The following is a 12,246-nucleotide window of genomic DNA, read 5'->3' as shown; positions in this document are numbered from 1 at the left end:
AAGCTCATTGAAGCTCATTGAAGCTCATTGAAGCTCATTGAAGCTCATTGAAGCTCATTGAAGCTCATTGAAGCTCATTGAAGCTCATTGGACCGGGCGCGACGGAAGTTCACGGAAAGCCAAAAATTTTGCTGAGAATCCACGCAATGGGTACGACAGGTGCCCCCACCATCAGGCTGAGCACCTGTCATCTAAGCGTTTAAATGCCAGCCTTCTTCTTCAACCGCCAGGCGTGCAGCAGCGGCTCGGTGTAGCCGCTGGGCTGCTCGCGGCCCTTGAAGATGAGGTCGCGGGCGGCGCGGTAGGCGTAGGAGCTGTCGAAGTGGCCGGCCATGGGCTCGTAGAGCGTATCGCCGGCGTTCTGGCCATCGACCACCTTGGCCATGCGCTGCAGCGTCTCGTCCACCTGTTCGGCCGTGACCACGCCATGGTGCAGCCAGTTGGCGATGTGCTGGCTGGAGATGCGCAGGGTGGCGCGGTCTTCCATCAGGCCGACGTCATGGATGTCGGGCACCTTGGAGCAGCCCACGCCCTGGTCGACCCAGCGCACCACGTAGCCGAGGATGCCCTGGCAGTTGTTGTCCAGTTCCTGCTGGATGGCTTCGGCGGACCAGTCCGGCGACTCGGCCACCGGCACGCTGAGCAGCCCGGCGAGCAATTCGCCACGGGCGGCGTCGACGTCGCTGCGTTCCAGCTCCTGCTGCACCTGCTGGACGTTGACCTGGTGGTAATGCAGGGCGTGCAGCACGGCGGCGGTGGGCGACGGTACCCAGGCGGTGTTGGCGCCGGCCTTGGGATGACCGATCTTCTGTTCCAGCATGGCGGCCATCAGGTCGGGCATGGCCCACATGCCCTTGCCGATCTGCGCCTTGCCACGCAGGCCACAGGCCAGGCCGACCAGCACGTTGTTGCGCTCGTAGGCGGTGATCCACTTCGAGGTCTTCATGTCGCCCTTGCGCAGCATGGGCCCGGCCAGCATGGCGGTGTGCATCTCGTCACCGGTGCGGTCGAGGAAGCCGGTGTTGATGAAGGCCACCCGCGCGGCGGCGGCGGCGATGCAGGCCTTGAGGTTGACGCTGGTGCGGCGCTCCTCGTCCATGATGCCCAGCTTGACGGTGTTGGCCGGCAGCCCCAGCAGGGCCTCGACGCGGTCGAACAGCTGCACGGCGAAGGCCACCTCGGCCGGGCCATGCATCTTGGGTTTGACGATGTACACCGAGCCGCTGCGGGAGTTGCCCTGGCGCTTGAGGTCGTGCATGGCGATGGTCACGGTGACCAGGGCGTCGAGGATGCCTTCGGGGATCTCGCGACCGTCCTCCAGCAGCACCGCCGGATTGGTCATCAGGTGGCCGACGTTGCGGATGAACAGCAGCGAACGTCCGTGCAGGTTCAGCGGCTGGCCGTCGGCGCCCTGGTACTCGCGATCGGGGTTGAGGCGACGGGTAAAGGTCTCGCCACCCTTGCTGACCTCTTCGGCCAGATCGCCCTTCATCAGGCCCAGCCAGTTGCGATAGGCCAAGACCTTGTCGGCGGCGTCCACCGCGGCGATGGAGTCTTCCAGGTCCATGATGGTGCTGACCGCGGCTTCCATGAGCAGGTCCTTGACCCCGGCCGCGTCGGTCTTGCCAATGGCGCTGGCGCGGTCGATCTGGATCTCCAGGTGCAGGCCGTTGTGGCGCAGCAGCACCGCGGACGGCGCCGCGGCATCGCCCTGGTAGCCGACGAAGACGGCCGGATCGGCCAGTTCGCTGGTGCCGCTCCTGAGATCCACCACCAGGCGACCGTCCTGGATGCGGTAGGCGGTGGCGTCCCGGTGCGAGCCACTGGCCAGGGGCGCCACGCCGTCCAGCACCTGGCGGGCGAAGGCCACCACCTTGGCGCCGCGGGTGGGGTTGTAGCCCTTGCCGCGCTCGGCGCCCTCGCTCTCGGGCAGGGCGTCGGTGCCATAGAGGGCGTCGTACAGCGAACCCCAGCGCGCGTTGGCGGCGTTCAGGGCGTAGCGGGCGTTGAGCACCGGCACCACCAGCTGCGGACCGGCCTGCTCGGCGATCTCGCGGTCGACGCCGGAGGTCGAGGCCTGCACCTGGCCGGGGACCGGTTGCAGATAGCCGATGCCTTCGAGGAAGGCCTGGTAGGCGGGCAGATCGGTGACCGGGCCGGGATGGGCGCTGTGCCAGGTGTCCAGCTCCCCCTGCAGGCGATCACGCTCGGCCAGCAGGTCGCGATTGCGCGGCGCCAGCTCGTGCACCAGGGTGTCCACGCCCGACCAGAAGGCGGCGGTGTCGAGCCCGGTGCCGGGCAGCACTTCCTCGTCGATGAAACGCTGCAGCTCGGTGGCCACCTGCAGGCGGCCCAGGGTAGTGCGGTCGGTCATGATGGCTTTCCTTGATAACGAAACTGTCGAGAGAGGGTTAACCCAGTGCCGCGATGGCGGCCTTGGCGACCTGCGCATCTTCCGGCGCCTTGACGCCGGAGACGCCGACCGCGCCCACCACCTGGCCGTCCACCAGGATGGGCACCCCGCCCTCGAGCATGCCCTGCATCAGCGGGGCGCTGAGAAAGGCGGTGCGGCCGTTGTTGATCATCTCTTCCAGCACCTTGGACTCCTTGCGCGCCAGGGCGGCGCTGCGGGCCTTTTCCGGGGCGATGTAGGCGCTGTTCGGTGCGGCGCCGTCGAGGCGCAGCAGCGCCAGCGGATGGCCGCCGTCATCGGCCACGGCGATGCACACGGCCCAGCCCTGGCGTTCGGCTTCGGCGCGACCGGCGGCCAGCAGGGTGTTGATCTCGGCAAGGGTGAGCACGGCTTTGGTATTCATGGGGCCTCCAGGGTTCAGGGTTGGGTCGGAGCGGCCAGGGCCGCGTCGAGGATTTCGATCCAGTGGCGCACCGGGGTGCGCCCGGCGCCGTCGAGATGACTCTGGCAACCGATGTTGGCGGTGGCGATCACCTCGGGGTGACCACTCTCCAGGGCATCGAGCTTGGCGTCACGCAGCCGCCGCGACAAGTCCGGCTGGGTCAGCGAATAGGTGCCGGCCGAGCCGCAGCAAAGGTGGCCGTCCGGCACCGGCGCCAGCGGAAAGCCGAGGCGCTGCAGGACGCCTTCCACGGCGCCACCGAGGCGCTGGGCGTGCTGCAGGGTGCAGGGGCAGTGGAAGGCCAGCCGCGGGGTGTCCTTCAGCTGCAGCTCTTCCAGCGGCAGCTCGCGCAGCACCTCCACCAGGTCACGGGTGCGCGCCGAGACTTCCCGGGCCTTGGCGGCGTAGACCGGGTCGTCCTTGAGCAGGCTGGCGTATTCCTTGACGAAGGCGCCGCAGCCGCTGGCGGTCTGGATGATGGCTTCGGCGCCGCCCTGCAGCGCCGGCCACCAGGCGTCGATGTTGCGTCGGGCGCGGTCGAGACCGGCCTCCTGGGCATTGAGGTGGTAATCCACGGCGCCGCAGCACCCGGCGCGGGGCGCGGCGTCCAGGCTGATGCCGAGGCGATCCAGCACCCGCGCGGTGGCGGCATTGGTATTGGGCGACAGCCCCGGCTGCACGCAGCCTTCGAGGATCAGCATCCGCCGGGCATGGCGCGGCGCCGGGCGCACGCCCGGGGCGGCGATGCGCGCCGGCAGCTTGGCCTGGACGCCGGCCGGCAGCAGCGGCTTCAGCGCCTGGCCGCCTTTCAGCAGGACGCCGAACAGCCGTGGCTGCGGCAGCACCTGGCGCAGCCCGGCGCGCAGCAGGCGCTGGCCCAGCGGCCGCGGCACCCGGCGCTCCACCTCGGCCCGGCCGATGTCGAGCAATTCGTGGTAGGAGACGCCCGAGGGACAGGTGGTCTCGCAGTTGCGGCAGGTCAGGCAGCGGTCGAGGTGCTCGCGGGTCTTTTCGCTGACCTCGCCGCCTTCGAGCATGCCCTTGATCAGGTAGATGCGCCCGCGGGGCCCGTCCAGCTCGTCGCCGAGCAGCTGGTAGGTCGGGCAGGTGGCATTGCAGAAGCCGCAGTGCACGCAGCTGCGCAGCACCCGCTCGGCATCGGCGGCGCGGGGCAGTTCACGGGCGGCGGGACTCAGATTGGTTTGCATGACGTCTTTCCCCTACAGCCCGGCGTACAGCCGACCCGGATTGAAGATCCCCTGGGGGTCCAGGCGCGCCTTGAGGCGGCGGTGATAGTCGAGCAGCGCGGCGGGTAGCGGATGCTGGGCCTCGCGCTCGGCGTCCGGCGTGTAGCACAGCGCATGGCCACCGGCACGCTCGGCGATCTCGCGCAGGACCGTGGCCGGGGCATCGCTCTTGAGCCAGTACTGGGCACCACCCCAGTCCAGCAATAGGCTGCCGGGCAACTCCAGCAGCGGGGTATTGACCGGTACCGACAGCCGCCACAGCGGCCTGGGGTCGTCGAAGAAGGCCAGCCGCTGTTCGTTGAGCGCGTCCCAGAAGGCCGCGTCCAGGGCTTCACCGCCCAGGCGATCGACGGCCGAGCGCACCGAGCCCTCGCCGCCCTCCAGGCGCAGCTGCAGCCGCCGGCCGTCATGGCAGGCCGCCGAGATCGGCAGGGCTTCGCGGCCCCAGACGGCGAGGCGCTGCAGGGCGCGCGCAGCGTCCAGTTCCAGGCTCAGACTCTGGCTGCAACGCGGCCTGGGCAGCACCTTGAAGGACACCTCGGTGATCACCCCCAGGCAACCCTGGCTGCCGGCCAGCAGGCGGGAGACGTCGTAGCCGGCGACGTTCTTCATCACCTCGCCGCCGAATCTGAGGTGCTCGCCGGTGCCGGTAATCAAGCGGGTGCCCAGGACGAAATCCCTCAGGCTGCCGGCCCAGGGACGGCGCGGACCGGAGAGGCCACAGGCCAGGGTGCCGCCGACGGTGGCGCCCTCCCCCAGCCGCGGCGGTTCGCAGGGCAGCATCTGCCCCTGTTCGGCCAGGGCGGCATCGAGTTCGGCCAGCGGCGTGCCGGTGCGCACCGTGGCCACCAGTTCGGTGGGGTCGTAGTGCACCAGACCGCGGTGGCCGCTGACGTCCAGCGGCTCACCCGCGACCGCACGCCCCAGGTGGGCCTTGGTGTCGCCGCCATGGATGCGCAGCGGCTGGCGACGGACTAGGGCCTCGCGGACCTGGTCGAGGAGCAGTTCCAGGCTGTCCATCAGAAGCGCTCCAGTTCGGGGTGGGGCAGTTGGCCACGGTGCACGTGCAGGCCACCGAATTCGGCGCAGCGGTGCAGGGTCGGCACGTTCTTGCCGGGATTGAGCAGCCCGGGGGCGTCGAAGGCGGCCTTCACCGCGTGGAAGAAGAGCAGTTCGCCGGACTGGAACTGGGTGCACATGGCATTGATCTTTTCCCGACCCACGCCGTGTTCGCCAGTGATGGTGCCGCCCACCGCCACGCAGAGGTCGAGGATGCGGCCACCCAGAGCCTCGGCCTGCTCCAGTTCGCCGGGCCGGTTGGCATCGAAGAGGATCAGCGGATGCAGGTTACCGTCGCCGGCATGGAAGACATTGCCCACCGCCAGGCCGTATTCCGCGGACAGCGCCTCGATGCCGCGCAGGACCTCGGGCAGGGCGCGGCGCGGGATGGTGCCGTCCATGCAGTAGTAGTCGGGCGACAGCCGCCCCACCGCGGGAAAGGCATTCTTGCGCCCGGCCCAGAATTTCTGCCGCTCGGCCTCGTCACGGGCCAGGCGGATCTCGGTGGCGCCGGCGGCGGCCAGCAGGCTGCTGACGCGCTCGATGTCGGCGGCCACGTCGGCCTCCACCCCGTCCAGCTCGCAGAGCAGGATGGCCGCGGCGTCCACCGGGTAGCCGGCGTGGATGAAGTCCTCGGCGGCCCTCAGGGTCAGGTTGTCCATCATCTCCAGCCCACCGGGGATGATGCCGGCGGCGATGATGTCGGCCACCGCCGCCCCGGCACGCTCGATGTCGGCGAAGCTGGCCATCACCACCCGGGCACAGGGCGGCTTGGGCAGGAGCTTGACGGTCACCTCCACCACGACGCCGAGCAGGCCCTCGGAGCCGGTGAACAGCGCCAGGAGGTCGAAGCCGGGACTGTCCAGGGCGGCGCTGCCCAGGGTCAGGCGCTCGCCCTCCAGAGTGACGATCTCCACAGCCAGCACGTTGTGCACGGTCAGGCCGTATTTCAGGCAGTGCACGCCGCCGGCGTTCTCGGCCACGTTGCCGCCGATGGAACAGGCGATCTGCGACGAGGGATCGGGGGCGTAGTAGAGGTCGTGGGGCGCCGCGGCCTGGGAGATGGCCAGGTTGCGCACCCCGGGCTGGACCCGGGCACGGCGGCCATCGGGGTCCACGTCGAGGATGCGATTGAAGCGCGCCATCACCAGCAGCACGCCCTGCTCCAGTGGCAGGGCGCCGCCGGAGAGACCGGTGCCGGCACCGCGCGCCACCAGGGGCACGTTCAGCTCATGGCAGAGGCGCAGGGTCGCCTGCACCTGCTCCACCGTTTCCGGCAACACCACCAGCAGCGGCGTGCTGCGATAGGCCGCCAGGCCATCGCATTCGTAGGGCTTGAGGTCTTCCCTGTCGTGCAGCAGGCAGTGCTCGGGCAGTTCGGCACGCAACCGCTGCAACAGGTGCGCCTTGTCCGGGCGGGGCAAGGCGCCGTCGAGACGTTCGTCGTAGACCAGGCTCATCGGGTAACCACCCTTGTTGTTGTTCTGGCTGGAGAGCCTTCGTTGTACCCCGGCCACGGCCAGGGCGTCCATGGCTCAACGCACTGGTCATACCAGTTTTTGTACCCTCTTCGACCAAAGGATTAGCGGGTTTCAGCCTGCTTGACGGCAAATCCGGTCGGTGGCTCACTAGGATGGAACCTCGTGGTCATACCAGCAGGAAACCCTTATGTCCGCACCCGTCGCCCGCCTTCCCGTTGCCGAGAACGTCAGTCAGCAGATCGAACGGCTGGTGGTGGATGGGGTGCTCAAGGTCGGCCAGCCGCTCCCCTCCGAGCGGCGCCTGTGCGACAAGCTCGGTGTCTCCCGCACCGCCCTGCGCGAGGGCCTGGGGCTGCTGCGCGCCCGTGGCATCATCGAGACCCGCCACGGCCAGGGCAGCTTCGTCGCCCGCCTGGCGGCGCCGGCGGCGGAGAATCCGCTGCTGCACCTGTTCAGCAGCCAGCCGCGCACCCTCTACGACCTGCTGGAGGTACGCGCCCTGCTGGAGGGCGAGGCCGCGCGCCTGGCCGCGCTGCGCGCCACCACCGCCGACCTGGTGCTCATAGGCCGCCGCTACGACGAGCTGTGCGCCGCCTGCCAGGATCCGGCCAGCCTGCCCGCGGAAACCCATGCCCGCCTCGACCACGCCTTCCACCTGGCGATCAGCGAGGCCTCGCACAACCCGGTGCTGGTGCACACCCTGCAATCGCTCAACGAGCTGCTGCTGGGCTCGGTGTTCGCCTGCATCGCCAATCTCTACCATCGGCCGCCGCAGCGCCGCGAAATCGACGCCCAGCATGCCCGCCTCTATGCCGCCGTGAGCCAACGCCTGCCCGACGAGGCCCACGCCGCCGCCCGCGAGCACATCCACAGCGTAAGGGACAGCCTGCGCGAGATCGAGCAGGAAGAGCAGCGCCTGGTGCGCGCCACCATGCGTCTGGAAGGCTGGACCTAGCGAAAAACTTCTGCTGGCAAAGGGCTGCACCAGAGCCACTGTCCGTCAGCCCAGGGTGCGCCCCGTCCCTCCAGCGGGCGCAACATCTTGCAACTGCCCTGCCCCGCCCCCATGCTTAGCCGACCTTTCTCCAGCTCTCGGCCCTAATGGACCCTTCCACCAGTCTCGCCTCGACGTTGTTCGCCGATCTCGGCCTCGTGTTCTTCGCCTTCTTCCTCGTGCTGCTCAACGGCTTCTTCGTCGCCGCCGAGTTCGCCATGGTCAAGCTGCGCGCCACCCGCGTGGAGGCCATCGCCAAGAAGCACGGCTGGCGCGGGCGCATCCTCAAGAAGGTGCACAACCAGCTCGACGCCTACCTCTCCGCCTGCCAGCTCGGCATCACCCTGGCCTCCCTGGGCCTGGGCTGGGTCGGCGAGCCGGCCTTCGCCGAGTTGCTCGAACCCCTGCTCGGCGCCGTCGGCGTCAGCAGTCCCGAGGTGATCCACGGCATCGCCTTCTTCTCGGCCTTCTTCATCATCTCCTACCTGCACATCGTGGTCGGCGAGCTGGCGCCCAAGTCCTGGGCGATCCGCAAGCCCGACCTGCTCTCGCTGTGGACGGCGGTGCCGCTGTACCTGTTCTACTGGCTGATGTACCCGGCCATCTGGCTGCTCAACGCCAGCGCCAACGGCATCCTGCGCATCGCTGGCCAGGGCGAGCCGGGCGCGCACCACGAGCACCACTACAGCCGCGACGAACTCAAGCTGATCCTGCACTCCAACCGCGCCACCGATCCGGACGCCCGGGTGCTGGCCTCGGCGGTGGAGCTGGGCGAGCTGGAGGTGGTGGACTGGGCCAATTCCCGCGAAGACCTCATCTACCTGGACAGCAAGGCCAGCCTGGACGAGATCCTCACCCAGATCCGCCGCTCCAAGTACAGCCGCTACCCGGTCTATGACGAAGACAGCCAGACCTTTACCGGGGTGCTGCACATCAAGGACCTGCTCCTGGCCATCGCCGGCCTGGACAGTGAAGCCGCTTCGTTCGACCTCGACGACCTGGTGCATCCGCTGGAACGGGTGACCAAGCACATGCCGCTGTCCGACCTGCTGGAGCAATTTCGCCGCGGCGGCGCGCACTTCGTGCTGGTGGAGGAAGCCGACCACAAGGTCATCGGCTTCCTGACCATGGAAGACGTGCTCGAGGTCCTGGTGGGCGACATCCAGGACGAACACCGCAAGACCGAGCGCGGCGTGGTCGCCTACCAGCCGGGCAAGCTGCTGGTGCGTGGCGACACCCCGCTGTTCAAGGTCGAGCGGCTGCTGGGCATCGACCTGGATCACGTCGAGGCCGAGACCCTGGCCGGGCTGATCTACGACAGCCTGAAGCGCGTTCCGGAAGAGGAGACGGTGCTGGAGGCCGAAGGGCTGCGCATCATCGTCAAGAAGATGAAGGGCCCCAAGATCGTCCTGGCCAAGGTCATCAAGCTGGATCCCAAGGACGTCCGCCGGCGCCAGCCGGAAGAGCGCTGAGGGCGCGCGGCCTCAGCCGCGTCCGCTGCCCAGCTCCGGCAGGCCATCGCTCAGGCAGACACGATTGCGCCCGCCGCGCTTGGCCGTGTAGAGCGCCCGATCGGCGTCTTCCAGGAGGCCCAGGCCGTGTTCGAGATTGCTCGGCACGGTCACCGCGACCCCGATGCTGATCGACGGCCGCAGGCGTCCGTGCTCGGTCTGCAATTCCAGCGCCGCCACGTCCTTGCGGATGCGCTCCGCCAGCGTCCGGGCCGCGACCTGGTCGCTCCCGGGCAGGGCGATGACGAATTCCTCGCCGCCATAGCGCGCCGCCACCTCCCCCGCCCGCTGGACGTGCTGGCGCAACACCTCGGCCACACACCTCAGGCATTCGTCGCCCAGGGTGTGGCCATGGGTGTCGTTGACCGCCTTGAAGTGGTCGATGTCCACCAGCAGCACCGCCAGCGGCAGTTCGGCACGGATGGCGCGGCGGATCTCCTGCTGGAAGAGTCGCTCGAAATGCCGGCGGTTGCCGAGTCCGGTCAGGGGATCGGTCTGGCTCTGGTGCAGCAGTTCGCGATTCAGTCGCTCCAGGGAGGCCTTGGCCTGCTGCAGCTCCACGGTACGCAGTGCCACTCGCAACTCCAGTTCGACGAAGGAGGCCTCGCGCTCCCGGGCCAGGGCGGTGGAGGCTTCCAGGGCCTGCCGCTGGGCCTCGATTCGCGCCCGCCGCTGCAGACTCAGGCCCTCGGTGAGTCCCAGCGACAGCATCACGAAGCCCAGGGCGAAACCGGCCATCTGCCCATGGAAGGCCGGGCTGTCGGCGGCCAGCCAGCCGGCCACAGCCAGCAGCTGGATCGCGCTGCCCAGCAACAGCAGGGCCCAGGCGGCGCTGAACCACAGCGCCATGCGGCTGCCGCGCAGCGCCAGGTAGGTGGTGGTGCCCAGCAGGCCCAGGCAACTCAGCGCCATCATGCCGAGCATTTCCTGAAAGCTCAGCAGGTGCGGCCAGATCAGCGTGACGACCAGCGCCACATTCCAGTAGCCGATCAGCAGGCGATTGCCGAAATCGATCCAGCGGCCACCGTGATAGAGACTGAGCAGATAGCGCACGAACAATCCGCCACTCAGAAAGCACAGGGCGGCGAAGGCCAGGTGCGCACGCAGGGCGAAGGCCGGACTCTCCGGCCAGAGCTGCCAGGCGCCATAGCCGCTGGTGACCGCCTGATAGCCGATGACGCTGAGCAGATAGAGGGCATACCAGCCAAAGCCCGAGCGGCGGCCGAACCCCCACAGCGTGAGGGTCAGCAGCAGGATGGTGATCAGGCAGCCAAAGAAGCTGCCGACCAGCCAGGCATCCTGCTGGGCCTCGCGCAGATAGGTGGCCGGGGTCACCAGGCGCAGCGGCAGGACAAAGGTCTCCCGCGAATCCAGCCGCAGGTAGACCTCCTCCACGGCGCCGGCGGCCGGCGCCAGGGCGAACATCAGCTGGCGCCCAGGCAGCGCCCGTTGCGTCGCCGGCAGCGCCAGGCCGCTGCGCTGCAGCGGACTCCAGCGACCATCGGCAGCGCGGGTGCGCAGGTCCAGGCGATCCAGCACCGGCCAGGTCGGAATCAGCCACCAGGCCTGGTCGTCGCGGCCCTGGATGGCAAAGCGCAGCCAGAGGCCCTGGCGACCGTCATGGAGCAGCATTTCCAGCTCATCGGGCGCATGCCAGCCGTCCTCGCCACCGCTTGGGCGCGCGGCGGCCTCGGCAAAGGTCAGACTGGCGGGCGCCTTGAGAATCTCCAGTGCCGGGCGGGGATCGTAGCTGCGCGCCGGATCGTCGAGCCGTAGCACCTGCGCCTGGCCGTCAAGGGCGATCAGCAACAGTACCAGCAGGTGCAAAGCCCGATTGCGCCCACCGGCGCACAGGGCGGCCAGGAATCCTTTCATGGGGCGGCATCCATAGCCTGAAGGAAGGAAAGGCCGCGGTAGAGCCACGCGCCCAGGAGGAAATAGCGTGGTGATAGCATAACGCCACCAAGCCTGTTCCTGCCAAGGGATTTCTACCGGCGGCAGGGTGCCTGGGCCCTGGACGGGCCCGGTGGCGTCAGCCTGTCTGGAACGCCCTGAAGCGCGGACTCAGCGGTCGCCCAGCGCCATGTTGGGCAGGGCCGCCAGCGGCCGCACGAAACGGAAGGGAATGGAGACCATTTCACCGCCAGTGTGGGCCTGGACGACGAAGTGCAGATGGGGACCGGTGCTGCGACCGGTGTTGCCCGACTCCGCCAGGGGCGTGCCGATCTCCACCCGCTCGCCGGGTCGCACCTTGACCGAACCGCGGCGCAGGTGCAGGTAGGCGCTCTGGCTGCCGTCCTCGTGGGCGATGCGCACGAAGTTGCCGGAGGGATTGGGACCATGGCCGAACTGGCCGTTTTCGACGTCGATCACCGTGCCGGCCCGGGCGGCGCTGATCGGCGTGCCCTCGGGCATGGCGATGTCCACGGCATAGCGGCCCTTGGGCGTGTGGTGGCTGAAATCGCCGCCCGCGCCCTGGGTCACGTAGTAGACACCCTGGCGCCAGGGCCAGGCATAACCATAGCCGATGCCGTTGTCGGCACCACTCGCTAAATCCGGCGCCAGCGGCGGCAGGGTGCCGACCGGCAGTTGCGGACTGTAGCTGAAGGCCTGGTCGAAGTGCATGGGAAAGCCCTGCTGGCGCTTGCGGATCACCGCCAGCTGCACCGTGGAGCGCGGCTCGATGACCTGGCGGATCGGGCGCTCGGCACCGGCCACGTTGACGGTGCGCTGCAGGCGCAGCTCGACCCGCACGGGTACGTCGAAATCGTTGCGAACCTCGAAGATGCGGCCTTCACTGGCATTGCGCACCTTGAGCTTGACCTGCCCCTTGCGGGCCGGGCTCTTGGCGGAGGTCTTGGTCAGGGTCGCCTTTTCGGCAGCCGGCGCGAGGGCGGGCATGGCCAGGGCGAGGGTCAGGCAGGAGATCAGGGCGGTCAGGCGTCGGTCCATGGCATAGGGCCACCATGATGGGCAAGGACAGAACCTAACAAAGCCATGCAGACTGGGCGATGGCCAAACCACGGCTTTGTGAAGCCGCTGGCAAAGCATCGACGCAAATAAAAAAGCGTGGCACTCAAATCCCTGTGCCACGCTGCC

General features: G+C 68.6%; 9 protein-coding genes. 2 read left to right on the top strand and 7 right to left on the bottom strand.

Going from position 1 to position 12,246, the window contains the following annotated elements; all coding sequences use genetic code 11:
• Window positions 1-199: 199 nt before the first annotated feature.
• From PVZ77_RS03205 to glcD, 5 genes are read right to left on the bottom strand one after another with little or no spacing between them, the layout of a single operon-like run.
• Window positions 200-2,374 carry a malate synthase G gene (locus PVZ77_RS03205; protein WP_273805350.1) on the bottom strand — a complete coding sequence of 725 codons (2,175 nt, stop codon included), beginning with the start codon at window positions 2,372-2,374 and terminating at the stop codon, window positions 200-202.
• Window positions 2,375-2,411: 37 nt separating this feature from the next.
• On the bottom strand, window positions 2,412-2,816 hold the full coding sequence (locus PVZ77_RS03200) for a heme-binding protein (protein ID WP_133860372.1): 405 nt from the start codon (window positions 2,814-2,816) through the stop codon (window positions 2,412-2,414).
• A gap of 14 nt (window positions 2,817-2,830) precedes the next feature.
• Entirely contained in the window at window positions 2,831-4,063 is a 1,233-nt protein-coding gene (gene glcF, locus PVZ77_RS03195) for a glycolate oxidase subunit GlcF (RefSeq protein ID WP_273805351.1), read from the bottom strand.
• A gap of 12 nt (window positions 4,064-4,075) precedes the next feature.
• Window positions 4,076-5,122, bottom strand: a complete 1,047-nt coding sequence (glcE, locus tag PVZ77_RS03190; protein ID WP_273805352.1) for a glycolate oxidase subunit GlcE — start codon at window positions 5,120-5,122, stop codon at window positions 4,076-4,078.
• On the bottom strand, window positions 5,122-6,621 hold the full coding sequence (gene glcD / locus PVZ77_RS03185) for a glycolate oxidase subunit GlcD (protein WP_273805807.1): 1,500 nt from the start codon (window positions 6,619-6,621) through the stop codon (window positions 5,122-5,124). Before glcD ends, glcE begins: the two co-directional genes overlap by 1 nt.
• Window positions 6,622-6,829: 208 nt before the next feature.
• Here glcD and glcC point away from each other — a divergent pair, with 208 nt between their 5' ends.
• On the top strand, window positions 6,830-7,597 hold the full coding sequence (glcC, locus tag PVZ77_RS03180; RefSeq protein WP_183631932.1) for a transcriptional regulator GlcC: 768 nt from the start codon (window positions 6,830-6,832) through the stop codon (window positions 7,595-7,597).
• 146 nt (window positions 7,598-7,743) lie between these two features.
• Window positions 7,744-9,108 carry a hemolysin family protein gene (locus PVZ77_RS03175; RefSeq protein WP_158889624.1) on the top strand — a complete coding sequence of 455 codons (1,365 nt, stop codon included), beginning with the start codon at window positions 7,744-7,746 and terminating at the stop codon, window positions 9,106-9,108.
• Window positions 9,109-9,120: 12 nt separating this feature from the next.
• Here PVZ77_RS03175 and PVZ77_RS03170 read toward each other — a convergent pair whose 3' ends face one another.
• Window positions 9,121-11,022 (bottom strand): sensor domain-containing diguanylate cyclase, encoded by a 1,902-nt coding sequence (locus PVZ77_RS03170; RefSeq protein ID WP_273805353.1) that lies wholly within the window; start codon window positions 11,020-11,022, stop codon window positions 9,121-9,123.
• A 189-nt stretch (window positions 11,023-11,211) separates the two neighbouring features.
• A complete protein-coding gene (locus PVZ77_RS03165) occupies window positions 11,212-12,099 on the bottom strand; it encodes a M23 family metallopeptidase (RefSeq protein WP_273805354.1) in 888 nt (295 codons plus the stop codon).
• Between the last annotated feature and the right edge of the window lie 147 nt (window positions 12,100-12,246).

This window comes from Pseudomonas sp. SHLD1 (genome assembly GCF_028640935.1).
Taxonomy (GTDB): Bacteria; Pseudomonadota; Gammaproteobacteria; order Pseudomonadales; family Pseudomonadaceae; genus Chryseomonas; species Chryseomonas aestiva.
This window is presented reverse-complemented; position numbering and strand designations above follow the sequence as displayed.

Excerpts from the sequence above, each read along its gene's own strand:
- PVZ77_RS03205 (WP_273805350.1), bottom strand. The coding sequence starts at position 2,374 with ATGACCGACCGCACTACCCTGGGCCGCCTGCAGGTGGCCACCGAGCTG.
- PVZ77_RS03200 (WP_133860372.1), bottom strand. The coding sequence starts at position 2,816 with ATGAATACCAAAGCCGTGCTCACCCTTGCCGAGATCAACACCCTGCTG.
- glcF (WP_273805351.1), bottom strand. The coding sequence starts at position 4,063 with ATGCAAACCAATCTGAGTCCCGCCGCCCGTGAACTGCCCCGCGCCGCC.
- glcE (WP_273805352.1), bottom strand. The coding sequence starts at position 5,122 with ATGGACAGCCTGGAACTGCTCCTCGACCAGGTCCGCGAGGCCCTAGTC.
- glcD (WP_273805807.1), bottom strand. The coding sequence starts at position 6,621 with ATGAGCCTGGTCTACGACGAACGTCTCGACGGCGCCTTGCCCCGCCCG.
- glcC (WP_183631932.1), top strand. The coding sequence starts at position 6,830 with ATGTCCGCACCCGTCGCCCGCCTTCCCGTTGCCGAGAACGTCAGTCAG.
- PVZ77_RS03175 (WP_158889624.1), top strand. The coding sequence starts at position 7,744 with ATGGACCCTTCCACCAGTCTCGCCTCGACGTTGTTCGCCGATCTCGGC.
- PVZ77_RS03170 (WP_273805353.1), bottom strand. The coding sequence starts at position 11,022 with ATGAAAGGATTCCTGGCCGCCCTGTGCGCCGGTGGGCGCAATCGGGCT.
- PVZ77_RS03165 (WP_273805354.1), bottom strand. The coding sequence starts at position 12,099 with ATGGACCGACGCCTGACCGCCCTGATCTCCTGCCTGACCCTCGCCCTG.